General features: G+C 59.2%; 21 protein-coding genes and 1 other RNA gene. 13 read left to right on the top strand and 9 right to left on the bottom strand.

Going from position 1 to position 25,086, the window contains the following annotated elements; all coding sequences use genetic code 11:
• Nucleotides 1-31: 31 nt before the first annotated feature.
• From BCF11_RS06760 to BCF11_RS06745, 4 genes are read left to right on the top strand one after another with little or no spacing between them, the layout of a single operon-like run.
• Nucleotides 32-805, top strand: a complete 774-nt coding sequence (locus BCF11_RS06760) for an ABC transporter permease (RefSeq protein ID WP_233212652.1) — start codon at nucleotides 32-34, stop codon at nucleotides 803-805.
• Nucleotides 806-817: 12 nt separating this feature from the next.
• On the top strand, nucleotides 818-1,621 hold the full coding sequence (locus BCF11_RS06755; protein ID WP_098494068.1) for an ABC transporter permease: 804 nt from the start codon (nucleotides 818-820) through the stop codon (nucleotides 1,619-1,621).
• Nucleotides 1,618-2,679 carry an ABC transporter ATP-binding protein gene (locus BCF11_RS06750; RefSeq protein WP_233212400.1) on the top strand — a complete coding sequence of 354 codons (1,062 nt, stop codon included), beginning with the start codon at nucleotides 1,618-1,620 and terminating at the stop codon, nucleotides 2,677-2,679. The genes BCF11_RS06755 and BCF11_RS06750 overlap by 4 nt, the downstream gene beginning before the upstream one ends.
• Nucleotides 2,676-3,494: a phosphodiesterase gene (locus tag BCF11_RS06745; RefSeq protein WP_098494066.1), complete on the top strand. Its 819-nt coding sequence runs from the start codon at nucleotides 2,676-2,678 to the stop codon at nucleotides 3,492-3,494. Before BCF11_RS06750 ends, BCF11_RS06745 begins: the two co-directional genes overlap by 4 nt.
• A 15-nt stretch (nucleotides 3,495-3,509) precedes the next feature.
• On the opposite strand, the gene BCF11_RS06740 is transcribed toward BCF11_RS06745, so the two are convergent.
• The 3 genes from BCF11_RS06740 to BCF11_RS06730 all read right to left on the bottom strand — a co-directional run bounded on the left by BCF11_RS06740 (nucleotide 3,510) and on the right by BCF11_RS06730 (nucleotide 5,996).
• Nucleotides 3,510-3,836 (bottom strand): barstar family protein, encoded by a 327-nt coding sequence (locus tag BCF11_RS06740; protein WP_098494065.1) that lies wholly within the window; start codon nucleotides 3,834-3,836, stop codon nucleotides 3,510-3,512.
• 167 nt (nucleotides 3,837-4,003) lie between these two features.
• Nucleotides 4,004-4,819, bottom strand: a complete 816-nt coding sequence (locus BCF11_RS06735; RefSeq protein ID WP_098494064.1) for a transporter substrate-binding domain-containing protein — start codon at nucleotides 4,817-4,819, stop codon at nucleotides 4,004-4,006.
• Nucleotides 4,820-5,117: 298 nt separating this feature from the next.
• The gene (locus BCF11_RS06730) at nucleotides 5,118-5,996 is read right to left on the bottom strand and encodes an aldo/keto reductase family oxidoreductase (protein WP_098494063.1); all 879 of its coding nucleotides are present in this window, start codon (nucleotides 5,994-5,996) and stop codon (nucleotides 5,118-5,120) included.
• A 114-nt stretch (nucleotides 5,997-6,110) separates the two neighbouring features.
• On the opposite strand from BCF11_RS06730, the gene BCF11_RS06725 reads away from it, so the two are divergent.
• Entirely contained in the window at nucleotides 6,111-7,019 is a 909-nt protein-coding gene (locus BCF11_RS06725) for a LysR family transcriptional regulator (RefSeq protein ID WP_098494062.1), read from the top strand.
• Nucleotides 7,020-7,511: 492 nt separating this feature from the next.
• Nucleotides 7,512-8,714, top strand: coding sequence for an ISL3 family transposase (locus BCF11_RS06720; protein WP_098494061.1), 1,203 nt, complete (start codon nucleotides 7,512-7,514; stop codon nucleotides 8,712-8,714).
• Between the two features lie 44 nt (nucleotides 8,715-8,758).
• Here the strand turns inward: BCF11_RS06720 and ssrA are convergent.
• The 6 genes from ssrA to BCF11_RS06690 all read right to left on the bottom strand — a co-directional run bounded on the left by ssrA (nucleotide 8,759) and on the right by BCF11_RS06690 (nucleotide 16,248).
• Nucleotides 8,759-9,121: a transfer-messenger RNA gene (gene ssrA, locus BCF11_RS06715) on the bottom strand.
• 77 nt (nucleotides 9,122-9,198) lie between these two features.
• Nucleotides 9,199-12,876 (bottom strand): DUF748 domain-containing protein, encoded by a 3,678-nt coding sequence (locus BCF11_RS06710; protein WP_098494060.1) that lies wholly within the window; start codon nucleotides 12,874-12,876, stop codon nucleotides 9,199-9,201.
• A gap of 162 nt (nucleotides 12,877-13,038) precedes the next feature.
• A complete protein-coding gene (locus BCF11_RS06705) occupies nucleotides 13,039-13,701 on the bottom strand; it encodes an HAD family hydrolase (protein WP_098494059.1) in 663 nt (220 codons plus the stop codon).
• Between the two features lie 94 nt (nucleotides 13,702-13,795).
• On the bottom strand, nucleotides 13,796-14,491 hold the full coding sequence (gene ubiG / locus BCF11_RS06700; RefSeq protein WP_098494058.1) for a bifunctional 2-polyprenyl-6-hydroxyphenol methylase/3-demethylubiquinol 3-O-methyltransferase UbiG: 696 nt from the start codon (nucleotides 14,489-14,491) through the stop codon (nucleotides 13,796-13,798).
• Nucleotides 14,492-14,655: 164 nt separating this feature from the next.
• Entirely contained in the window at nucleotides 14,656-15,288 is a 633-nt protein-coding gene (gene ompA, locus BCF11_RS06695) for an outer membrane protein OmpA (RefSeq protein ID WP_098494057.1), read from the bottom strand.
• A gap of 285 nt (nucleotides 15,289-15,573) precedes the next feature.
• Nucleotides 15,574-16,248, bottom strand: a complete 675-nt coding sequence (locus tag BCF11_RS06690; RefSeq protein ID WP_098494056.1) for an OmpA family protein — start codon at nucleotides 16,246-16,248, stop codon at nucleotides 15,574-15,576.
• A 35-nt stretch (nucleotides 16,249-16,283) separates the two neighbouring features.
• Here BCF11_RS06690 and BCF11_RS27470 point away from each other — a divergent pair, with 35 nt between their 5' ends.
• The 7 genes from BCF11_RS27470 to aroA all read left to right on the top strand — a co-directional run bounded on the left by BCF11_RS27470 (nucleotide 16,284) and on the right by aroA (nucleotide 25,070).
• Nucleotides 16,284-16,493 carry a hypothetical protein gene (locus BCF11_RS27470; RefSeq protein WP_143751273.1) on the top strand — a complete coding sequence of 70 codons (210 nt, stop codon included), beginning with the start codon at nucleotides 16,284-16,286 and terminating at the stop codon, nucleotides 16,491-16,493.
• A 19-nt stretch (nucleotides 16,494-16,512) separates the two neighbouring features.
• A complete protein-coding gene (gene gyrA / locus BCF11_RS06685; RefSeq protein ID WP_098494055.1) occupies nucleotides 16,513-19,182 on the top strand; it encodes a DNA gyrase subunit A in 2,670 nt (889 codons plus the stop codon).
• A gap of 150 nt (nucleotides 19,183-19,332) precedes the next feature.
• Complete coding sequence (gene serC / locus BCF11_RS06680) at nucleotides 19,333-20,439, top strand: 3-phosphoserine/phosphohydroxythreonine transaminase (protein ID WP_098494054.1); 1,107 nt, start codon at nucleotides 19,333-19,335, stop codon at nucleotides 20,437-20,439.
• A gap of 83 nt (nucleotides 20,440-20,522) precedes the next feature.
• A complete protein-coding gene (gene pheA, locus BCF11_RS06675; protein ID WP_098494053.1) occupies nucleotides 20,523-21,596 on the top strand; it encodes a prephenate dehydratase in 1,074 nt (357 codons plus the stop codon).
• Between the two features lie 88 nt (nucleotides 21,597-21,684).
• The gene (gene hisC, locus BCF11_RS06670; protein ID WP_098494052.1) at nucleotides 21,685-22,791 is read left to right on the top strand and encodes a histidinol-phosphate transaminase; all 1,107 of its coding nucleotides are present in this window, start codon (nucleotides 21,685-21,687) and stop codon (nucleotides 22,789-22,791) included.
• A gap of 39 nt (nucleotides 22,792-22,830) precedes the next feature.
• The gene (locus tag BCF11_RS06665; RefSeq protein WP_098494051.1) at nucleotides 22,831-23,730 is read left to right on the top strand and encodes a prephenate dehydrogenase/arogenate dehydrogenase family protein; all 900 of its coding nucleotides are present in this window, start codon (nucleotides 22,831-22,833) and stop codon (nucleotides 23,728-23,730) included.
• Nucleotides 23,730-25,070, top strand: a complete 1,341-nt coding sequence (gene aroA, locus BCF11_RS06660) for a 3-phosphoshikimate 1-carboxyvinyltransferase (protein WP_369827734.1) — start codon at nucleotides 23,730-23,732, stop codon at nucleotides 25,068-25,070. Before BCF11_RS06665 ends, aroA begins: the two co-directional genes overlap by 1 nt.
• The last annotated feature ends 16 nt before the right edge of the window (nucleotides 25,071-25,086 follow it).

Below are 25,086 nucleotides of genomic sequence, written 5' to 3'. Positions count from 1 at the left end.
CCGGCTGTACCTGCTGTTTGCCTTGCCGGGCATGGCCTTGTTCCTGGCTTTCTGGCTGCTGCCAATGTTGCGTCTGGTAGCGGTTGGGGCCAGCGGTCCGACCGGCATCGCGGCATATTTTGCGGTGCTGACCAATCATCATTATTTGATGAGTCTGATTTCGACGCTGCTGCTGTCGGCGGCGGTGACCCTGGCCACCTTGCTGATCTCTTCGCTGGTCGGCCTGTTCTTGCAGCGCAACCGATTCGCCGGCAAAGCACTGCTGCTCGCCATGCTGACCTTTCCGCTGGCTTTTCCCGGCGTGGTGGTCGGCTTCATGGTGATCATGCTGGCCGGGCGCCAGGGCTTGATCGGCGCCGTCAGCAGCTGGCTGTTCGGCGATGCCTGGGTATTCGCCTATTCGCTCGGCGGCCTGTTCCTCGGTTATCTGTATTTTTCGATTCCGCGCGTCATCCTGACGATCATGGCTGCCGCGGAGAAGCTTGATCCTGCGCTGGAAGAGGCGGCCCGTTCGCTGGGCGCGAATCCCTTGCAGGTATTCGCCAACGTCGTGCTGCCGGCGCTGGCGCCGGCACTGATCTCATCCGGTGCGATCTGCTTCGCCACTAGCGTCGGCGCTTTCGGCACGGCTTTTACGCTGGCCACCAATATCGATGTGCTGCCGATGGCGATCTATAACGAATTTACCAGCTATGCCAATTTTGCGATGGCAGCGGCGCTGTCGATTGTGCTGGGAGTGATGACCTGGCTGGTGCTGGCGTTGGCGCGTTCCTGGTCAGGCAATGCCGCCGGCGCCGCGACTTAGAAAGGAGATAAGGTGCAGAAATCATTCCGCTTCTATCTCCAGCTCGGCTTCACCCTGCTGGTATGCGCTTTCCTGATCGTCCCCATCATCCTGTCGATGCTGGCAGGGATCACCGATAATTTTTTCATCGGCTGGTCCAGCGGTTTTACCGTGCGCTGGATAGTGCAGGTCTGGGATGCCTACCAGCTAACCATCTGGCGCTCGATAGTAATCGCATTGGCCTGCCTGGTCGTCACCACGGTGGTTGGTGTGCCGCTGGCGTACATGCTGGCGCGCCATAACGGCGGCAACAGCCGTCTGGCGCGCGCCATCGAAGAATTGCTGATGATGCCAGTCGCTGTGCCAGGCTTGGCTACAGCGCTGGCGCTGATCATGGCCTACGGCCAGTATCGTGAATTCCGCGGCAGCCTGCTGTTCATCCTGGTCGGCCATGTACTGTTCACGCTGCCGTTCATGGTGCGCCCGGTGCTGGCGGTGATGCAGTCGGCGCAGTTGCCGGTGCTGGAAGAAGCCGCGGCCAGCCTCGGAGCCGGCTTGACGCAGCGTTTTTTCGGCATCGTGATTCCTAATGTATTTTCCGGCATCCTGGCCGGTGCGCTGATGGTGGTGACCTTGTCGATAGGCGAGTTCAATATCACCTGGATGCTGCATACGCCGCTGACCATGACGCTGCCGGTCGGGCTGGCCGACAGCTATGCCTCGATGCGGCTGGAAGTCGGCTCCGCCTATACGTTGATTTTCTTCGTGATGATCATTCCGCTGCTGGTCGCCACGCAATGGGTGACGCACACCACACGCTCAAGAGTCCGTTTATGAAGAATGCCGTTTCCATCAAATTGATACAGTGCGCCAAGACCTTCGCCAACGGCGCGCAGGCGCTGCAGCCGATAGAGCTGGAAATCCATCCCGGTGAAACCGTGGTGTTGCTAGGGCCGTCCGGCTGCGGCAAAACCACCACTCTGCGTCTGATCGCCGGCCTGGAATTTCCCGATGCCGGCGGCCAGGTTCTGTTCGGTGGCGAAGACGTTACCGCCTTGCCGATAGAAAAGCGCGGCGTCGGCATGGTGTTTCAGAATTACGCTTTGTTCCCCAACATGACGGTCGGCGAAAACATCGCCTACGGCTTGAAAATCCGTAAGATGCCGGCCGCTCAGCGCCTGGAAAAAATCGAAGCCCTGCTCCAGATGGTGCAGTTGCAAGGGCTAGGCCAGCGCCGCATCGACCAGCTCTCGGGCGGCCAGAAACAGCGGGTCGCCCTGGCTCGCGCGTTGGCGGTCGAACCCCGGGTATTGCTGCTGGACGAGCCCTTGACTGCACTCGACGCCAAGCTGCGTGAAACGCTGCGCGCTGATCTCAACCAGCTGCTGCGCAAGCTCGGCATCACCGCCATCTATGTGACTCACGACCAGAGCGAGGCGATGGCATTGGGCGATCGCGTGGTGGTCATGGAACGCGGCAAGATCGCGCAAATTGGCAGTCCGCAGGATATCTACTATCGTCCCGCCAGCCATTTTGTCGCCGATTTCATCGGCACCATGAACCGCGTGAGCGGCGTCGTCAGCGACGGTCAGCTGCGCTTTGGCGGTGGCCAGCTGTCATGCGATACGTCGTCCGCCGGGCTGCGGGCGACGCTGATGTTCCGGCCGGAAGATGTCGAGGTTGTTGCCGCTGACATGGATGCTGCCAACATGCAGGGAGAAATTCTGTCAACCTTCTTCCTGGGAGACCGCACCCGCCTGCTGGTCGATGTCGGCGCCGAGCAAGCGGTGGTGGTCGACACCGGCCGCGGCGCATCCTGGCAAGTGGGTGAACGCATCGCATTGCGCGTTCCTGAGCACGCCTTGTTGCATTTCCAGGATGAGGCGACAGCATGATTCTTTGCCAGATTTCCGATTTGCATATCAAGGCGCATGGCAAGAAATCCTATCGCATCGTCGATACAGCGGAAAGCCTGCGGCGCTGCATCGCGCAGGTGAATGGGCTCAGGCAGCGGCCCGACGCCGTGGTGATGACCGGCGATCTGGTGGATTTCGGTTTGCCGGAAGAATACGCATTCCTGCGCCAGCTGCTGCAAGCGCTGGAGCTGCCGTACTATCTGATTCCCGGTAATCACGATGAACGCAGCAGCTTGAGGGCGGCCTTTCCTGAGCACTTATATCTGCAGCAAAGCCACGACAGAATCGAATACGTGATCGACGATCATGCGCTGCGCATCGTGGCGCTGGATACGGTCATTCCGCAATCCAGCAGCGGCGCACTGGCCGCCGATAGCTTGATATGGCTGGATCAGGTGCTGGCGGCGCAGCCGCACAAGCCGACCGTCATCGTCATGCACCATCCGCCGTTTCATACCGGCATCGGCCACATGGATAAAATAGGATTGGCAGATCCGCAGGCATTGGCTGCCGTGGTGCAGCGTCATCCGCAGGTAGAGCGGCTCCTGTGCGGCCATTTGCACCGCGCCATCCAGGTGCGTTTTGGCGGCAGCATCGCCTCGACCGGTCCCGGCGTTGCGCATCAGGTAGCGCTGGATCTGAGCCCGCAGGCGGAATCCCGCTTCGTGATGGAGCCGCCGGCGTTTCAACTGCACCTGTGGGATGCCGATCATGGCTTGATCAGTCACACCGCCTATATCGGAGAATTTGACGGTCCATATCCGTTCTACGATGGCGACCACCTGATCGATTAAGTCCCCACTCTGGCGCTAGCGCAGGATCAGTTTCAGCGCCGGCTTTTCGCCATAATCGTCATAGCGCTCGTTGATCGCAGCAATACAGAATTCCAGCTCTTCGATAATTTCGGCGGCGCGCTGGCGCAGTTTATCGCTGTGCAGCACTTCGATGTTCAGCACCTCGTTTTCCGTGAGGCGGAATTTGCTCATGCCGTCCTCGTCGCGCAGATAGCTCAGGCAATCGATCCAGGCATTCATGTTGCGGCCATAGAATTCGGGGAAACCGAACGCTTTGGCCGATTCGCTATGGAAGCTGTCCCAGCCGGTGATGATTTCGCCACTCAAGCTTGCGGTTGGCATGTCGGTTCTCCTGCATATCAAGTGTCATGTCCCGAACTTACCACATCTTTGGCGGCCGATCGCGCCTCGGCGGCGCCGGCAGAATCAATAAGATCAGAATCTCAGAAATGGAAAAAGGGGTTCCGCTGACGGAACCCCTTTTCATTCGCCGCAGACAGCCGCTTCGCTTATTCGAGCCCGCTACGCAATACGCTGTCAGGCAAGGGCGCCTTGAACCAGCGCTGGGCATTGACGTTGAGCATGCCGTTTTTCTTGATGTTGCTCAGCATGGCGTTGATCTTGTTCAGCAGGGCGGTTTCGTTTTTGTTAACGCCGATGAAGCATGGCGAATCCTTCAACACGATCTTCAGCTGGGTTGCTTCCGCCTGTTCCTTGGTAAAGGCGGAAATCAGCACGTTGCCGGCGGCCAGCAGCTTGGATTCTCCTTGCAGATAGGATTTCTCTGCTTCCTTGCTGGTGCTGAAACGCTTGATGATGGCGGAAGGCGGTGCAATCTTGCTCAACTCGGTATCTTCGATCGAATCCTTGAGCACGGCGATAGTCTTGCCGGACAGAGCAGCGGCATTTTTTACGTCGAGGTTGGGAGCGCCGAACACACCCAGGTAAAACGGCGCGTATGCCTGTGAAAAGTCGATCTGTTTCAGGCGTTCCGGGTTTTTACCGAGACTGGAAATCACTATGTCGACATGGTGGTTCAATAGCGAAGGAATGCGGTCCGCGCTGACCAGCGGCACCATGTCGAGCTTGACTCCCAGCTCCAGCGAAATCATCTTGGCGATCGAGATATCGAATCCTTCCAGCGACTTGTACTGGCCTTCCGCGCCGAACGGCGGCGTATCTTTTGGCACTGCGACGCGAATCGCGCGCCGGCTCTGGATATCGTCCATCGCATCCGCGCGGCTTTCCTTGGCGGGTATCAAGCCCCCTACGATGGCAATGAAATAGACAAAAATGCATGCAACAACACCGGCGTAACGCTTCACAAGAAGACTCCCAGAATGAATTGAATGTAGTTCATGTCTATCCATGATGACAATGGCAGAGACATTGCTGCGATGCTCAGCAGCATCGGATTCTATGTCTGAGTGGAAAGTTTGTATACGGAATAATCGAGCATGAATGATAGCTGTTGCGTGCCGCCCACTTTGACCCGGAGCGGACTTTGACAAATGCTTTGGGTTGTCGCCGAAACCTTGTCTTCGCCCCGCGTCCATGCCGGACGCGGGGTCGAAATCTGTCATCAAATGCGGACAACTTTGCCCGATGGGCATTTGTACGGCGTCAAGCAGCGCTGATGCTCGCTACCTGGTCTAATTCTTTTATCACATCGTCGGGCAGCGCCAAGGTGCCTGCCGCCAGATTTTCCTGCAAGTGCGCGACAGATGAGGTGCCGGGGATCAGAAGGATGTTGGGCGCACGACGAAGCAGCCAGGCGAGCGCGACCTGCATGGATGTGACGCCGAGACGCGCAGCCACATCCGACAAGGTAGAAGATTGCAGCGGGGTAAAGCCGCCGAGCGGAAAGTAAGGTACGTATGCAATACCGTCGCGTGCAAGGTTGTCGATCAGGGCATCGTCTTTCCGATGAGCCACGTTGTAATGGTTTTGCACGCAGACGATCTCGCAGATACGGCGTCCTTCCGCGATCTGCTCAGGAGTCACATTACTCAGTCCGATGTGGCGCACCAGACCCTGGCGCTGGAGCTCGGCCAGCACCGTGAGCGGCTCTTCGATTGAGCCTTCGGCAGGTCCGTGGATACCGAACATGCTGCGCAGGTTAACCACATCGAGCACATCCAGACCAAGATTGCGCAGATTGTCGTGGACCGCCTGGGTCAGTTCTGCGCGCGACATGGCTGGAATCCACGAACCGTCGTCGCCGCGCCTGGCGCCGATCTTGCTGACGATGACCAGATCGTCTCGATAAGGATGCAGCGCCTCGCGGATCAACTGGTTAGTGACGTGAGGGCCGTAGAAATCGCTGGTGTCGATGTGATTCACCCCGCGCGCGACGGCTTCGCGCAGCACGGCCAGTGCCGCGTCACTATCCTTGGGAGGACCGAATACGCCAGGTCCGGCAAGCTGCATGGCGCCATAGCCAAGTCGCTTTACGGTGCGGCCGCCAAGTACAAAGCTAGTGGATGGTTGGATATCAGACATCATTGTGCTCCTGTAAATGAAAGACGATCCATGGTAGGCTTTTTCCGCTCCCACGATAATTGGGTACAATCAATACGGGTTGTGCGGATTGGCGAACAGTGGAGCTGCGAACAAATGAAGGTTGATCTGGGAGATCTCAACGCCTTTGTGGTGGTGGCGCGCGCCAAAGGCTTTCGCGATGGCGCGCGCGCAAGCGGCAGCAGCGCATCCGCGCTCAGCGAGGCGGTACGCCGCCTGGAGGCGCAGCTTGGTGTGCGGCTGTTCAATCGCACAACGCGCAGCGTGGTTCCGACCGAAGCGGGTGAGGGCCTGCTAGCGCGGCTCAGTCCGGCCCTGAGCGAAATGGAGTCCGCACTCGATGTAGTGAACGGTTTCCGCGACAGGCCAGCCGGCACCTTGCGCCTCAACGTGCCAGTCAGTGCGGCGCGGCTGGTGTTGGGCAGCATCGTACCGCCATTTCTCGCCGCCTATCCCGACATTCAACTGGAGGTCCTCACCGAGGACAGTTTTGTCGATGTCATAGCGGCCGGGTGCGACGCCGGCATCCGCTACGACGAGAGGCTGGAACAGGACATGATCGCGGTGCCGATCGGGCCGCGCGTCCAGCGCTTTGCCACCGTCGCTTCCAGCGCCTACCTTGATCAGCATGGCCGGCCGAAACATCCACGCGAACTGCTCGACCATGCGTGTCTGCGCGGCCGCTTTTCCAGTGGATCAATGCCGCCGTGGGAGTTTGAGCGGAACGGAGAAGTATTACGAATTGATCCGACAGGGCCGCTTATCGTACAGGCGGGGGGAGGCGCGGATCTCGCCGTTGAAGCGGCAATCGCAGGCAGCGGCATTTTTTATCTCTTCGAGGACTGGCTGCGTCCCCATCTTGATAGCGGCGCACTTGAAGCCGTGCTCGAACCATGGTGGCCGCGCTTTTCGGGGCCGTTTCTTTATTATCCAGGACGCCGCCTGGTGCCGGCTCCTTTGCGAGCGTTTATCGATTTTATCAAGGTATCTGCCGGCCACCGTTGAAGCCGTTGAACACCAATGCAAAAGGCCACCATTCGGGCTAATGCTATTCAGTTAGGGCAGAACGACATGGCGTAGGGTGGGCACTCCGTGCCCACGCAGTATCATGGATATTCGTGTCCCTGACATTCGTGCCCCGGCTCGTCCGCGTGGGCACGGAGTGCCCACCCTACGAGTTCCGCAAATAAAAATGCCGTTCAGTCTTGACTGAACGGCATTACACCCTTCGGGCGACCTTTTGTATTGGGGGCGGCGGGAATCTCCCTGGTTTTCGCCTGCAGGCGAAAACCGCTCAGACAGCGGCAAGCATGCTTGCCGAAACCCTGTCTTCGCCCCGCGTCCGTTCCGGCCACGGGCTCGATACCTGTCACGTCGAACACCAATAAAAAAGGTTCTTCACGGATTATCGGGAAGTAATCTAGAAATGGGAAAGCGGTGAAGTAAGTTTAAACTTGTTGTGCGACCAACAGTTTCTACCCAACCCCACCGCTTTCAATGACGGATAATAATCTTGACCTCCCATTCTGGGAAGGCTTTCGCGTCTGGAATTTTGACCGACGCGACGACGGCACTTGGATCAGCCTTGTGCCCACTGACGGCGCGCCAATGATTTGCTCCGGCTGTGAGCAATCTTGTTCCCAAGTTCACGAGACCTACTGGCGCACCATACGTGACATGCCGATGCTCGGCGATTCTGTGTGGCTGCAGGTGAATCTTCGGCGGCTGCGCTGCGATTCCTGTGGCACACGCACCGAGCGTGTGAAGTGGCTGGATCGGCACGCACGCATTACTCAGCGTCTGGCCCAATTCGTTGGTCTATGGTGCGAGAAGCTACCTGCGGCTCACGTCTGCAAGCTGTCCGGGCTGCACTGGGAAACGGTGCGCAAGATCGACCGACAACGCCTGGAGGGTAAATTGGCTGAGCTGCCTGACGCCCAGCCAACCAGGCTAGTGATGGATGAATTCGCGCTGTTCAAAGGACATCGCTATGCCACGGTTGTCCTCGATGCCGACACGCGCCGCGTTCTCTGGGTTGGCGAGGGTCGTAGCAGAGAGGCAATTCGCGTGTTCTGTGAATGGCTAGGGCCGGCGCGTTGCGCCGATATAAAGGCAGTGGCCATGGACATGAATACGGCTTTCGACCTCGAAGTCCAGCTGCATTGCCCGCAAGCCAGAGTGGTCTACGACCTGTTTCATGTGATTGCCAAATACGGTCGGGAGGTGATCGACAGGGTGCGCGTGGACGAGGCCAATCGCCTTAAAGGCGATCTCCCTATGAGGCGTGTCGTCAAGCGCGCCCGATGGCTGTTGTTGCGCAATCGCAGCAACGTGCCGTCCGAGCAGCAGCCGAAATTGGACGAACTGCTAGCTGCAAACAAAGCATTGATGACGGTCTACATTATGAAGGCCAGTCTGAAGGAACTATGGCAGGCCACTAGCGCTTGGCATTGGCGCAACGCCTGGCGCGCCTGGCTAAAGATGGCCCATGACAGTAGCATCGAGCCACTACAGAAATTTGCCAAAAAGCTCAAAATCTACTGGCGTGGAATCATAGCCAGGGTACGCTGGCCGATGCACACAGGGCAGCTCGAAGGAATTAACAATCGCATCAAAGTGATGAAGCGCATGGCATACGGATACCGGGATAGCGCCTTCTTCTTCCTGAAGATTAAAGCCGCCTATCCCGGTAATCCGTGAAGAACCATAAAAAAGGCCACCCGTTGGGTGACCTTTTGTATTGGTGGTGGAGGCGGCGGGAATCGAACCCGCGTCCGCAAGTCCTCTACAGACAGTTCTACATACTTAGTGCTGTCATTTGATTTAACCCAGCCGACGCGGACGCACACGCTTCGTTCAGGCGAGTCACCTAAATTTAACTGTCAGCCAAGTAACCCGGCTAACAGCGATTCCCTGTAAATGACTCTACTGCTGTTTTACCAGCCCACCCCAGGGACGAGATGGTGTAGAGCTAACCGGTTATTAAGCGGCTAGTGCGTACGAGTTATCGTTTGCAGTTAGATCTATTCCGATTGTATTTACGAGGTAGTCGGTCCTCGGTATGCCCTGCGCTGCTTTGTAACCCACGTCGAAACCAGGTCGCCCCCAAGCAGACTCCTATTGTAGCGCACTTGGGGCTTTCCTGTCAGCGGCTTGCCAGGATTGAAAGTTACCCGCCGCAACCCTATTTCAGGGCGAAATCTACACGGTTCGGCGCACCCTTGTCCTTGATGCCGTCGGCGGTCAGCTTCGGCGCGATCAGGAAAATCCGTTCCAGCGGGATCTTGCCCTTGGTTTCCAGGTATTTGCGCACCGCTTCGGCGCGGCGGGTGGCCAGGGCGCTGAGCGCATCCTGGGTGATCGGCGTGTTGGCGACGATCAATTTTTCCATTTCCGCGGTCGGCAGCGATTTGGCGAAGCCGATGGCGTTGCGCGGCTTGTCGAACTTGCCGGCGCTATACACCTTGCCCATGTACTTGTCCTTGTCGGCGTCGGTCAAGGTGACGTCGTCCGATTGCGTATCTTCACTCTGGTCGACCGAGTCCTTCTGTTTCAGCTGTTTCAGCTGGCGGTTGAGGACTTGCTGGCGCACGCCGTCGGTGTCGGTTTTCGGATCGACGCGGCCGATCAGGTCAAGTTTCAGGGCCGGACGGTCAATCAGCGCCTTGGCGATGGTGTCCAGCTTGCCCTGGGTGGCGGCGCTGAGGGTGGCCGAGCCAGGCGCAAATTCTGCGTAGCCGAGTTCATCGCCGCCGCTGCCGCCGAAGGCGGAGCTGATCAGCGCAAACGGTGAAGTCACTGCCTTGACGATCAGGTTGATGAAGATGCGGACGATGATGCCGCCTATCGAAAACTGCGGGTCCGACAGGGTGCCGGAAATCGGCAGGTTGATGTTGATCTGGCCGTTGCGGTCTTTCAGCAAGGCCACTGCCAGCAGCACCGGCAGCTTGGTGGCGGTCGGGCTGTCGATCTTGTCGCCGAAGGTGAGCTGGTCGATGCGTACATTGTTCTCCGCCACCAGCTTGTCGTTTTCGATGTGGTAGGTAACGTCCATCGACAGCTTGCCTTTTTCGATGGCGTAGCCGGCGTACTTCGCTGCATACGGCGTCAGGCGCGGCAGTTCGACGCCGTTGGCGCTGGCCTTGATGTCGAGGAACATCGGCTTGAACAGGGGATTGAGCGAGCCGGAAATGGCGACTGGGGCATCGTTGTCGATCTTGCCGTTGAGGTCAATCGGCGCCGGCGCCGGCTTGTCGGATGCAATCGCGCCGACGGTGCCGTTCATGCCGGTCATGTTGGCGGTGTAGTTCGGCTTGACGAAGTTGTCGGTGTAGTTGATGTTGCCGCCCTTGATGACTACCTGGCCGATCTTGATCACCGGCGCATTCTCTTTAGGCGGCGCGACGGTGATGGGGGCGACGGTGGTGGTGCCTTCGGCGGTCGGCTTGGTGACCTTTTGCGTCCCCTGGCCCATGCCTTCGCCCGCCTCGGCCGAAGTCAGGGACGGCTTCGGCGCGTCGGCCGGAGCGTTTTTCGAGACCACGATGTCTTGCAGATTCAGCTTGGCAGATTCGGACAGGATGATGCGCGCATAGAAATCGCTCAGGGCGATTTTCGCCAGCGTGACGTTCTGGCGCGGGCCGCCGATATTCGCATTGATGCCGCTGACTTCCAGCATTTTCCACTTCAGGAAATCCGCCGAATTTTCCTTGTCCAGCACGCGGAAATTGGCCAGGCGCAGGTTGCCGTTATAGCCGGTCACCATTTCCTGGCGGCCGCTAGGCAGCACCAGCGACAGCTTGCCTTTGCTGCTCGCCAGGCCCGAGCTCAGCGTTACGTTCAGGTAGTCGGTGAAGTAAGGCTGCAGCGCCGGCACCGGCAGGTTTTGTGCATCGATGTCGAGCGCAACCGATTTCATCTGGGCGGCGAGGCTGCCGTCGACGGCCAGTTTGCCGCTCTTGTTGAGCTGGGTGCGCAGGGCGACCTTGATCGGCTTGTCGAGCTTGCTGGAGACATTCTCCGCGCTCAGGTTGAGGCCGTCGGCACGCAGCTTGACCGCCGGCTTCACTGCATTGTCGAGATAGGTGACGCTGCTGTCGGTGACGGCAAACTGGTTCAGGTTGGCGACCCAGTCCGGTCCGCTGGGTTTGGCTGGCGCACTCGGCGCGCTCTTGTTGCTCTTGTTGGCAGCGCCGGCGGGCGCGATGAATTGCTGCAGGTTGAGTTTGCCTTGGGCGTCGCGGCGGACGTCGCCCTCGATGCCGGCCAGGCGTAAGGCGGCGGCGTTGAATGTATGCGCCTGGGTATCCAGGCTAGCGTTTTCCAGGCTGATTTTCTTGGCCGCGATGCTGCCGCCGGCGCTGCTTTTAGCCGCAACCTTGAGGTCGTCCACAGCTATGCCCAGCTGATGCAGCTGGATGCGGCCGCCTTCGATGGCAAGCAGGGTGTCCAGCGACAGCTGGCCGGACAAGACCGCCGCCAGCGAGCGGTTGACATAGGGCTGGTAGGCCGCCAGCGACAAGGCCTTGATGCTGGCCTTGCCGGCGACTATCGCCTTGGCCGGCGTGATCTGGCCGATGAACTGGATGTGCTGGTCGGTATCGGTGCCGGTGGAGAGCGTCACTGTGGCTGGCTTGGCGTCGGCCGCCATCGACAGCCGGGACGCCTCCAGGGCGACGTTCTTGACTTGCAGGTCCAGCGCCGGCGAAGCATTGGCGGCGTCCTTCCAGTTCACTATGCCGTCGTGGATGCTGAGTTTGGCCAGGCTCATCGGCGGCTGCGCAGCGGCGGTCTTCTTTGGCGCATCCTTGACGATTTCCTGCTTGGCGGCAGGCGTGCTCAGGGCCGCCCAGTTGAGGCTGCCGTTGGCGTTCAGGTTGACCCAGACTTCCGGCTTCTGGATGTCGATGAGGTCGAGTGCGGCGGCGCCGCTGAGGACATTCAGTTTGCCGATCTGCGCGCTGATGGCTTGCGCTTTCAGCAGCGGCGCCGCGTTCTTATCGGCCAGCGCCAGATCTGCCAGCTGCAAGCCGCCGGAGAGCAGCACTTCGGGTTTGTCCTTGTTGCGGACGAAGGTCAGGTCGAGCTTGGTGGATAGTTTGGCGCTCTGGATCGCCAGCGGCAGCGCGACCGGGGAAAAGGCGACATAGCTGGCGACATCCAGTTGCTCGATATCGATCGCCAGCGAGGTTTCCTGGCTGCCGGAAAACGGTTTGGTGCGGCCCTTGAGGTCGAACGGCGTGCCGTTGATCTTGGCCGATACGTGCGGCTGGACGAAGGTGTCCACTTTGCTGGCGAAATTGGAAATGTAGGGCAGGCCGATATTCAGCGCCTCGATATCGACCAGCTTGTCGGTCACTTTGTCGTCGAACTTGATCGAGCCGTTTTGCAGCTGGATATTCGAGACTGAAAACAAGGCCGGCTTGTCGCTCTTGGGCATCGCCAGGATGCGGTCGATCACATCCGAAAAATTGTAGCGGCCGATGCCGTCGGCGCTGGTGCGCACGATATGCAGCTTGGGATTGATCAGCTGGGCTTCATTCAGCACCGGCGCCAGGCGGAACAGCGAAGCCGAGGAGGCGTTCACCAGCAGCGTGCCGGCGGAAAAGGCAGGTGTGGTCTTGTCGGGTTCGTACAGTGTGAAATCGGTGGCTGTGAGCGTGAGCGTGAACGGATTGAAAGCGATCTTGCCGACGCTGGCCTTGCGTCCGATCTGGGCTTCGACCTGCTGTTCAACCAGGTGCTTAGCGACCGGCGGCACCGCCAGCCAGCTGATCAGCGCCAGTACTAGCAGGACGGCGACGGTAATGCCGGTCCAGCGGATGGCGCGTGGAAGCCAGGAAGGGCGAGGGAGGTTTGCCATTTTTTATTCCTTATGGGCAATCATGTCAACAATATACCGTCAGACAGTCTTGCTCGCTATTTTATTAAAGTCTTTGAAACTGCTTATGGCAAGCCGCCAGGCAGTCGATCCAGCGCCGGCCATCAATCTACGCAGGCGTATGACCGGGTTTTCGTAAAAAAGTTACTGCTGTGGCAGCAACGCCAGCAATTGCAGCGGCGTATCGATCAGGGCGTCGGCTTGCCAGCTGCCCGGTTCGCTCTCGCCGCAATAACCCCATGCGGCGGCGACGGTGGCCATGCCGGCGGCGCGGCCGGCCTGGATATCGCGCAGGTCGTCGCCCACATACCAGCACTCCTGCGGCTGCAGATTGAGACGCCGCGCGGCTTCCAGCAATGGTTCAGGATGCGGTTTCGAATGCGCGGTGGTGTCGCCGGAAATGACGCAATCGGCATCTGCCAGGCCGATCTGCGCCACCAGCGGATCGGTGAATACGGCCGCCTTGTTGGTCACCACGCCCCAGCCCAGTTGACGCTGGCGCAGTTCTTTCAAGAGCGCAGGAATGCCGTCGAACAGGGTGCTGTCGACCGCTAGCGCGGCCGCGTAGTGAGCCAGGAAGCCAACGCGCAATTCCTCATAATCCGGGTCGCCCGGCTTCAAACCGAAGGCGGCGCCTATCATGCCGCGCGCACCGGCTGAAGTATGCGGACGCAATTGCTCGTAAGGCGTGCTGCTCAAGCCGCGGTCATTGCGCAGGCGGTTGAGCGCCCCTGCCAGATCCGGTGCAGTGTCGGCAAGCGTGCCGTCAAGGTCAAACAGGATGGCGCGCGGGATTGGCAGGGACATGATCGGTTCCTAGAGTGCATGAAAATGGCAGATGGCATACAGCGCATGCGCTATATAGCCACGCCGGTCAGGGCTGGATTGCAGAATGACCGGTTCAGGCGTGCCTGGTGCACGCCATCAGATAGTTGACGCTGGCGTCCTGGTTGAGCGAATAGATCAGCGTCAGCGGGTTATAGCTCATGCCGCGCATGACATCGACGCTCAGGCCGGCGTTGCGGGCAAACTGCGCCAGTTCGGCTGGCGTGATGAACTTGGCATAGTCGTGCGTGCCTTTAGGCAGCATGCGCAACAGGTATTCGGCCGCCAGCACCGCTTGCAGGTAGGCCTTCGGATTGCGGTTGAGGGTCGAGAAAAACACCTGGCCGCCCGGTTTCACCAGCGTCGCGCAGGCGCGCACGATGGAGGCCGGATCTGGAACGTGTTCCAGCATCTCCATGCAGGTCACCACATCGAACTGTCCGGCTTCGCGGCTAGCCATGTCTTCCGCGGCGATCTTTTCGTAACGGACCTGGATGCCCGATTCCAGGCTATGCAGGTCAGCTACCTTCAATGCCTTGTCCGACAGGTCGATGCCGGTGACGGTTGCGCCTTTGCGCGCCATCGATTCCGCCAGGATGCCGCCGCCGCAGCCAATATCCAGTACCTTCTTGCCAGCCAGCGAGGCGCGCGAATTGATCCATTCCAGGCGCAACGGGTTGATTTCATGCAGCGGGCGGAATTCCGACTCCGGATCCCACCAACGGTGAGCCAGGTCGCTGAATTTTTTGAGTTCTGATGGGTCTGCGTTCATAGGTTGAATCATAGCTGGAAAGTCGGGTGTTGCGGTTTGTTGTCCGATTAAAACATGTCGCAGGGTGGGCGCAGATGCCCACTCTACGACATGTTTTATACGAAAAAAAACCCCGCCGAGGCGGGGTTTTGATCGAGTCTGAATCGATTGTTTGCTGGTAGCAATTACTTGCTTGTACCAACAACTTCGATTTCAACGCGACGGTTTTTAGCGCGGCCGGCAGCAGTCTTGTTGTCAGCGACTGGTTGCGACTTGCCTTTACCTTCGGTGTAAACACGGTTGGATTCGATACCCTTGTGTACCAGGTATGCCTTGACAGCTTCAGCGCGGCGAACCGACAGCTTCTGGTTGTAAGCAACGGAACCGACCGAGTCAGTGTGACCAACAGCGATGATAACTTCCAGGTTGATTGCGCCCAGTTTCGATGTCAGGTCGTCCAGCTTGGCTTTGCCTTCTGGCTTCAGGACAGCTTTGTCGAAGTCGAAGAATGCGTCAGCAGCGAAAGTAACCTTTTGCGATACTGGAGCTGGTGCTGGAACAACTGGAGCTGGTGCTGGTGCAACTGGAGCTGGTGCAGCTTGAGCGATTTCGCCATCGCAACCTGGAACCGAGTCAGCTGGTGTCCAGTAGCCGGTGTGCCAGCACAGACCGTACGGGTCACGTGCGATTACACCGCGTGCATCTTGCACGTAGGCGCTGTTAGGAGTAGCCGCCTGGATATCTTTGATTTCCTGCGCAGAGGCAGAGAGTGCGACGACTGCGGACGCAGCGAAGACGAGTTTTGCTAATTTATTCATGTTTCTCCTCTCGGTTGAGATATCCGCAGATTAACTGCGCAACTAATATACGACATCAAAAATTGGATAGTACCACGTGGTTCAGGCCGTTACGTGTGGGATTGACCATACGCAATGAACTTGACCATCATTCTGCCACAGGCAGCAAGCGCTAGCGAAGGATGCCAAATGATCCAGCACACGTTTTGCCTGCTTCGTTGTTTTCATACAACATAACATTATGAAAACATCACCACGGCCGACATATTACATCGACGCAAGCAAAGTATCTATTTTATTTTGAAATTATTGTATTTTTACTACCACTCTGCGGTTCGGGCTGAGGCAGGCGATGCGTTTCTTGAGGCTGAGTTTGTTGCTGCATGTCACTATCGGTGCGGCCGCGCCGGCGCCGTTTGTCTCTATCCTGTTGCTTACGCCTTTGCTTTTTAGGTAACTGGCGACGCTGGCGGCGCGTTGCATCGATAACTTCCTGTTATATGCGTCTGTTCCAAGGTGATCGGTGTAGCCGGTCACCAGAATGACTTTGGCGTCGCCGCAATTTACCAGTTTTGTAATGGTGTTTTTATCAATTTCTTGCTTGGCAGCCTTGCTCAGGATTGCTTTTCCAAAGCTGAAAATGCTATCGCTGGCCAAAGTGAACTCACATTGAGCGACCACAGCCGATGCCGCAGGTTGCTCATTGGAAATTGCGGGAGTTGCGGCCAGCGCCGGCGCGATGGTTTTCATCACCGGCGACACCAGTTCGCCGTCGCAGCCGGCGACGGCATCGTTGGCGTCCCAATAACTCGAACGCCAGCACAGGCCATCCTGGCTGCGCACCACCGGCCCGCGGCCGTCTTGCAGATAGGCACTTTTGCCAGGCGCGGCCTGGATATCGGTAGTCTGGGCAAGGGTAGAACTGGCCGCAAAGCCGCAAGCCGAGCCTAACAATAGGCTCAGCGCAATCGTATGACGCATAAATTATTTCCTGATAGAAATGGCGCGGGGTGCATATGGCGATCCCCAAAAGCCGGGCAAGGCGGCATTTAAACATATTTTTTTGCGGCAGCAGGTTTTTGACCTGCCGCGCCTTGCCTGAAAAGCCAGAACTGCCACTTCCACGTGCTAAAATCACCCGGTTATACCTGCGTTTCAAGCCGCATTTCGCCAGCCACTGGCAGATCGCCGGGGAACGCCGGTTCTATATTGATCAACCCAAGTAAAGATTGGCCGACTCGCTAAATGGATCAATTCGCTAAAGAAACTATCCCGATTTCCCTCGAAGAAGAAATGCGCAAGAGCTACCTCGATTACGCCATGAGCGTGATCGTCGGCCGTGCGCTGCCGGATGTGCGCGACGGCCTCAAGCCGGTGCACCGCCGGGTCTTGTTCGCCATGCATGAAATGAACAACGTCTGGAATCGCCCGTTCGTCAAATGCGCGCGCGTGGTCGGTGAAACCATGGGTAAGTATCACCCGCATGGCGACGCTTCGATCTACGACACGCTGGTGCGGATGGCGCAGCCGTTCTCGCTGCGCTACATGCTGGTCGACGGCCAGGGCAACTTCGGTTCGATCGACGGCGACGGCGCCGCGGCGATGCGTTACACCGAGTGCCGCCTGGACAAGATCGCCGGCGAGCTGCTGGCCGACCTCGACAAGGAAACCGTCGACTTCGTGCCGAACTACGACGGCAAGGAAAAAGAACCGTCGGTGTTGCCGACCCGCATTCCTAACCTGCTGATCAACGGTTCCTCCGGGATCGCGGTGGGTATGGCGACCAACATTCCGCCGCACAACCTGACCGAAGTGATCGACGGCGCGCTGCATGTGCTGCGCAACGCCGATTGCACCATCGACGAGCTGATCGAAATCATCCCGGCGCCGGATTTCCCGACCGCCGGCATCATCTATGGCGTCTCCGGCGTGCGCGACGGTTACCGCACCGGCCGCGGCCGTGTGGTGATGCGGGCCAAGACGCACTTCGAAGAATTCGGACGTGAAGGCCGCACCGCGATCATCATCGACGAACTGCCGTACCAGGTAAACAAGAAGGCCTTGCTGGAACGCATCGCCGAGCTGGTGCGCGACAAGAAGCTGGAAGGCATTTCCGACCTGCGCGACGAGTCGGACAAGTCCGGCATGCGCGTGGTGATCGAGCTCAAGCGCGGCGAAGTGGCCGAGGTTGTGCTCAACAACCTGTACAAGCAAACGCAGCTGCAAGACACCTTCGGCATGAACATGGTCGCCCTGGTGGATGGCCAGCCTAAGCTGCTGAACCTGAAGCAGATGCTGGAATGCTTCCTGTCGCACCGCCGCGAAGTGGTGACGCGCCGTACCGTGTTCGAACTGCGCAAGGCGCGCGAGCGCGGCCACGTGCTGGAAGGCCTGGCGGTAGCGCTGGCGAACATCGACGATTTCATCGCCCTGATCAAGGCGGCGCCAACGCCACCGGTAGCGAAATCCGAACTGATGGCGCGTGCCTGGGATTCTTCCATGGTGCGCGAAATGCTGGCTCGCACCGGCGATGAAAACATCGGCGGTATCGAGTCCTTCCGTCCCGAAAACCTGCCTAAGCATTACGGCATCCAGACTGACGGCATGTATCGCCTGTCGGACGACCAGGCGCAGGAAATCCTGCAGATGCGTCTGCAGCGCCTGACCGGCCTGGAGCAAGACAAGATCGTCAACGAGTACAAAGACGTGATGGCGCAGATCGCCGACTTGCTGGATATCCTGGCCAAGCCGGAACGCGTCACCGTCATCATCACCGACGAGATGACCGCAGCCAAGAACGAATACGGCATCGGCAATAAGGATGAGCGCCGTTCGCAGATCGAGCACAATCCTACCGATCTCGGCACGGAAGACCTGATCACGCCGCAAGACATGGTGGTGACCTTGTCGCATACCGGCTACATGAAGGCGCAGCCTGTTTCCGAATACCGCGCGCAGAAGCGCGGTGGCCGCGGCAAGCAAGCGATGGCGACCAAGGAAGACGATTGGATCGACCAGCTGTTCGTCGGCAATACCCACGACTACATCCTGTGTTTCAGCAATCGCGGCCGTCTGTACTGGCTGAAGATCTGGGAAGTACCGCAAGGTTCGCGCAACTCACGCGGCAAGCCTATCGTCAACATGTTCCCGCTGCAGGATGGCGAGAAGATCACGGTGGTGCTGCCATTGTCGGGCGCCAACCGCAGCTTCCCTGAAGACCGTTATGTCTTTATGTCGACCAGTCTCGGCACTGTCAAGAAAACGCCATTGTCCGACTTCAGCAATCCGCGCAAGGCCGGCATCATCGCGGTCGACCTGGATGAAGGCGACTTCCTGATCGGCGCCGCGCTGACCGATGGCCAGCATGACGTCATGCTGTTCTCCGATTCCGGCAAGGCAGTGCGCTTTGACGAAAACGATGTGCGTCCGATGGGCCGCACCGCGCGCGGCGTGCGCGGCATGAACCTGGAAGAAGGACAACAAGTCATTGCACTGCTGGTCGCCGAAAACGAACAGCAATCGGTGTTGACCGCGACTGAAAACGGCTTCGGCAAACGTACTCCGATCACCGAGTACACGCGCCACGGCCGCGGCACCAAGGGCATGATCGCGATCCAGACCAGCGAACGCAACGGCAAGGTGGTGGCGGCAACGCTGGTGGAACCTAGCGATGAAATCATCCTGATCACTACTGGCGGCGTCCTGATACGCACCCGTGTCGCGGAAATCCGCGAAATGGGCCGCGCTACCCAGGGCGTCACGCTGATCGCGGTGGAAGACGGCACCAAGCTGAGCGGTTTGCAGCGCGTGGTCGAATCGGACGCCGAGGTCGATGCGGAAGTGGAAGCGAATGCAGGCGCTGAGGCGGGCGGCAGCGCTGAAGCAGGCGATGCTCCCGACGCAGCATCGGAGTAAAGCAGGCAATGCGCGGCTCAGCCAGCCTGGGCCGCGCAGGTTTGATTCACCATAAAGCAACAACACAGTAACGCCATCGCTGGACCACAGTTTTCAAATCAGTTCTACGTAGTTTCTGCAATCCCGGTTCTTTATCTGACGACATTCATCATGCCTATCTATAATTTTTCTGCTGGTCCTGCCGTGTTGCCAAAAGAGGTGCTGCAGCAAGCTGCTGCTGAAATGCTGGACTGGCAGGGCAGCGGCATGTCGGTGATGGAGATGAGTCATCGCGGCAAGGAATTCATGTCTATCCTGGCCGCCGCGCAGCACGATTTCCGCGAACTGTTCGCGGTGCCGGACAACTACACGCTTCTGTTCATGCAGGGTGGCGCGATTGCCGAGAATGCGATTGTTCCGCTCAACCTGCTGGGGCGCGGCGGTCGCGCCCAGCCGGCGACCAGCGATTACATCAACACCGGTTCGTGGTCGACCAAGTCGCTGAAAGAAGCGCGGCGCTACGGCAACGTTAATGTCGCCGCTTCTTCCGAAGACAGCCATTTCGCGCAGATTCCCGAGCGCGACAGCTGGCAGCTGTCCAAGGATCCGGCTTACGTGCATATCTGCACCAATGAAACCATCGACGGCGTCGAATACCAGTTCACGCCTGATGTCGCCGCTGAAACAAACGACGCACCGCTGGTGGCCGACATGTCGTCGCACATCTTGTCGCGTGTGGTGGACGTTTCCAAATACGGCGTGATCTATGGCGGCGCACAAAAGAACATCGGCCCCGCCGGACTGACGCTGGTGGTGGTGCGTGAAGACTTGCTCGGCCATGCCTTGCCGGCCTGTCCCTCCGCCTTTAACTGGAAAATCGTCGCCGACAACGATTCGATGTACAACACGCCGCCAACCTATGCGATCTACATCGCCGGGCTGGTGTTCCAGTGGCTCAAGAAGCAGGGCGGCGTCGCTGCGATGGAGCAGCGCAATATCGCCAAGGCGGCACTGCTGTACGACTACCTGGATTCCACCGACTTCTACCGGACCAAGATCGCCAGCAGCTGCCGCTCGCGCATGAACGTGCCTTTCTTCTTGGCCGATGAAACGCTCAACGAATCATTCCTGAGCGGCGCCCAGGAGCAGGGTTTGCTGCAGCTGAAGGGCCATAAATCGGTAGGCGGCATGCGTGCTTCGATCTATAACGCCATGCCTTTGGAAGGGGTGCACGCGCTGGTGGCGTATCTGAAGGAATTTGAAAAGCGGCGCGGCTAGCGTGCCATGTTGCGCGCGCTTTTGCGGCAAGCGGTTGCCGATGTGTGCCGGACCCGGTAGTAGAACCAGAGATAGAAACAAACATGAGCGAAGACAAACTCCTACCCTTGCGTCAGCAGATCGACGCGATTGACGCCGAAATCCTGGCCTTGCTGAACCGACGCGCGAAAATCGCGCAAGAGGTCGGCCACGTCAAGGCTGAAACCAATGCCCCCGTGTTCCGTCCAGAACGCGAGGCGCAGGTCTTGCTCAAGGTCGCCGAACGCAATCCCGGACCGCTGCAAGGCGGCGATGTACAGACCATTTTTCGCGAAGTGATGTCGGCTTGCCGCGCGCTGGAAAAGCGCGTGACGGTAGCTTACCTGGGACCGGCCGGCACCTTCAGCGAACAGGCGGTGTACCAGCAGTTCGGTCACGCGGTGGAAGGCCTGCCGTGCGTCTCGATTGACGAAGTATTCCGCGCGACGGAAGCTGGCACCGCCGACTTCGGCGTGGCGCCTATCGAGAACTCGTCGGAAGGCGTGATCAACCGCACCCTCGACCTGCTGCTGCAAACCACGCTCAACATCAGCGGCGAAGTGTCGATTCCGGTGCATCACAGCCTGATGACCAAGGAAGGCACGATGGCCGGCATCGCCCGCATTTGCGCCCATTCGCAGGCGCTGGCGCAATGCAATGCCTGGCTCAACCAGCACTACCCGAATATCGAACGGCAGGCGGTGGCGTCGAATGCCGAAGCGGCGCGCATGGCCAGCGAAAATGAAGCCGTGGCGGCGATCGCCGGCGAGATGGCTGCGCAAAAATACGATTTGCAGATTGTTAGCGCGAATATCCAGGACGACCCGCACAACCGCACCCGCTTCGCCGTGGTTGGCCGTCTGCAGAACGGCGCCAGCGGCAAGGACCAGACTTCGCTGGTGCTGTCGGTGGCGAACAAGGCCGGCGCCGTCTACAAACTGCTGGCGCCGCTCGCCAAGCATGGCGTTTCGATGACCCGTTTTGAGTCTCGGCCGGCGCGCATGGGCGCATGGGAATACTATTTCTATGTCGACGTCGAAGGCCATGCGGCAGACGAGAAGGTAGCCAAGGCACTTGACGAACTGCAGCAGAACGCGGCGTTCTACAAGCTGCTCGGATCGTATCCGCGCAGCTTTTGAGCGGCGCCTGGGCAGGCACTTATTTAGCTCATTTACTTAACTCATTTACCTAATTATCTCGTTCAATATTTCGTCCTGAAAGCAGACAATGTCAATTCAATTTGGTCCAGAGTATGTACGTGCTATCGCCCCGTATCAGGGCGGCAAGCCGATTGCCGAAGTAGCGCGCGAATTCGGCCTGGACGAAGCCAAGATCATCAAGCTGGCCTCCAATGAAAACCCGCTGGGCATGCCGGAGTCGGCGCGCCTGGCCATGCAAAAGGCAGTGGCCGACATCGGCCGCTATCCGGATGCCAACGGCTTCGACCTGAAAGCCGCGATCACAGCCAAGTACGACGTGCCGGTAGAGTGGATTACGCTGGGCAATGGCAGCAACGACATCCTGGAGCTGGCGACCCATGCTTTCGTCCAAGCCGGGCAAGCCGCCATGTATGCCGAATATTCTTTCGTCGTGTATGCGCTGGCGACGCAGGCGGTCGGCGCCCGCGCCATCGTGGTCAAGGCCAAGGATTATGGCCATGACCTGGAGGCGATGGCTAATGCGATCACCGCCGACACCAAGCTGATCTTTATCGCCAATCCGAATAACCCTACCGGCAGCTTCATTCCGGCCGCTGAGCTGGAAGCATTCCTGGCGCGCGTGCCGCCGCAGATCGTGGTGGTGCTGGACGAGGCCTATAACGAGTACCTGCCGCCGGAATTGCAATACGAGTCGATCTCCTGGGTGCGCAAGTATCCGAACCTGCTGGTGTCGCGCACCATGTCCAAGGCCTATGGCCTGGCCGGCCTGCGCATCGGCTTCGGCATCGCGCAACCGGTGATCACCGATTTGCTGAACCGCATCCGCCAGCCGTTCAATGTCAACTCGCTGGCCCAGGCTGCGGCCGTGGCCGCCTTGAACGATACCGAGTTTCTGCAGCGCAGCGCGCAGCTGAACCGCGACGGCTACCGCCAACTGACGCAAACCTTCGATGAGCTGGGCCTGGAATATGTGCCGTCGTTCGGCAACTTCGTGATGGTCAAGGTCGGCGCCGACGAAGGCGCCGGCGCGCGCGTCAACCTGGCGTTGCTGAAGCAGGGCATCATCGTGCGCCCGGTCGCCAACTACGGTTTGCCGCAATGGCTGCGCGTCACCATCGGCCTGCCGCAAGAGAACGCGGCATTCATCGACGCATTGAAGAAACTGCTGGCCTGAGCGGCAGGGTCCTGATTAATCTTTATTGAAGCAACGCTAGTGTTCAAGAAAATCGCAATTTTCGGTGTCGGACTGATCGGCGGATCCTTTGCCCTGGCTTTGAAAAAAGCCGGTGCGGCGGAGCAGATCGTCGGCGTCGGCCGCCATCTCACGACTTTGCAGCGCGCGAAGGAATTGGGAATCATCGATCAGATCGCCAACGGCGTGGCTGATGCTGTCGCCGATGCGGACCTGATCCTGATCGCCGCGCCGGTGGCGCAGACCGGCGCCATCCTGGCTGGCATCGCGCCGCATCTGCAAGCCGGCACCGTCGTCACCGACGCCGGCAGCACCAAGTCTGACGTGGCGCTGGCGGCGCGTGCTGCGCTGGGCAGCAAGATCGGCCAGTTCGTTCCCGGTCATCCGATTGCCGGCCGCGAACAGAATGGCCCGGAGGCCGCGCTGGCGGAGCTGTATGTCGGCAAGAAAGTGGTGCTGGCGCCGCTGCCGGAAAATTCGGCCGCGGATGTGGCCAGGGTGGCCACTGCCTGGCAGCAGTGCGGCGCCCTGATCCACCAACTGTCGGCGCAGCAGCACGATGCTGTGTTTGCAGCGGTCAGCCATTTGCCGCATGTGCTGGCGTATGCGCTGGTGGACGACATTGCCAACAAGCCGCATGCGGCTTCGCTGTTTCAATACGCGGCCAGCGGTTTTCGCGATTTCACCCGCATCGCCGGCTCGTCGCCGGAAATGTGGCGTGATATTTCATTGGCCAACCAAAGCGCCTTGCTGGGCGAGCTGGATGCTTACATGATTCAGCTGAGCCGTTTGCGCGGCTTGCTGGCAGCCGGCGACGGCCCGGCGCTGGAAGCGATCTACAGCAACGCGCAGCAGGCAAGGCACAACTGGATCAGCGCCATCGAGGCTGCAGAACAACAGAACAAGGAAGGTGGCGATTAATGACTATGCAACGTAAACAGAGTTATCCCGAATACCTGGATTTGCATCCGGTAGCGCAAGTGCACGGCACGGTGCGGCTGCCGGGTTCGAAAAGTATTTCCAATCGCACCTTGCTGCTGGCCGCGCTGGCCAACGGAGCCACGCAAATCCACGACTTGCTGGCCTCGGACGATACGCTGGTGATGCTGACTGCGCTCAAAAAGCTGGGTGTCGCCTGGGAACAAGCGGAAGGCACCCAGACTTATACTGTGCACGGCTGTGGCGGCGCCTTTCCGGTGCACCAGGCCGATCTGTTCATGGGCAACGCCGGCACCGCGATCCGTCCTTTGACGGCGGCGCTGGCAGCCATGGGCGGCGACTACACGGTGCACGGCGTGGCGCGCATGCACGAGCGTCCTATCGGCGACCTGGTCGATGCGCTGAATGCAGTCGGCACACGGATTGCGTATACCGGCGTGGCCGGCTTCCCGCCCTTGCATATCCAGCGCGGCCAGCTGCATAGCCAGCGGATCCAGGTGCGCGGCAATGTTTCCAGCCAGTTCCTGACCGCGCTGCTGATGGCGGCGCCGCTGATGGCGAAGCATGAGGCGGTAACGATAGAAGTGATCGGCGAACTGATTTCCAAGCCCTACATTGAAATCACCCTGAACCTGATGCAGCGTTTCGGCGTCACCGTCGCGCGCGACGGCTGGCAGGCGTTCACGGTGGCTGCCGGCGCGCAGTATCAAAGCCCGCAAGCGATCCACGTCGAAGGCGATGCCTCGACTGCTTCCTATTTCCTGGCGGCTGGTGCGATTGCAGGCGGCCCGCTACGGGTTGAAGGCGTCGGCAAGGACAGTATCCAGGGCGACGTCCGTTTTGTCGAAGCGCTGGAACAGATGGGCGCCAGCATCACGCTGGGCGATAACTGGATCGAAGTCTCATCCAACGGCGCGCTGAAGGCCATCGACGCCGATTTCAACCATATTCCCGATGCCGCCATGACGATTGCGATCGCGGCGCTGTACGCCGAAGGCACCAGCACCTTGCGCAATATCGCCAGCTGGCGCGTCAAGGAAACCGACCGCCTGAGCGCCATGGCGACCGAGCTGCGCAAACTGGGCGCCACCATCGAAGAGGGCAGCGACTATTTGCGCGTGACGCCGCCGGCGCAGCTGCAGCCGGCGACTATCGATACCTATGACGACCATCGCATGGCCATGTGTTTTTCGCTGGCCTCGCTGGACGGCGCCGCGCGGCGCGGTACTACGGTGCGTATCAACGATCCGCAATGCGTCGCCAAGACCTTCCCGGATTATTTCACCGTGTTCGCGCAAATCGCCGAGCAGAAATTATTGTAAATGACGGGTCGCGCAT

Source organism: Collimonas sp. PA-H2, from assembly GCF_002564105.1.
Taxonomy (GTDB): Bacteria; Pseudomonadota; Gammaproteobacteria; order Burkholderiales; family Burkholderiaceae_D; genus Collimonas.
The sequence above is the reverse complement of the archived record's forward strand: the minus strand, read 5'-3'. Positions and strand labels throughout refer to the sequence as shown.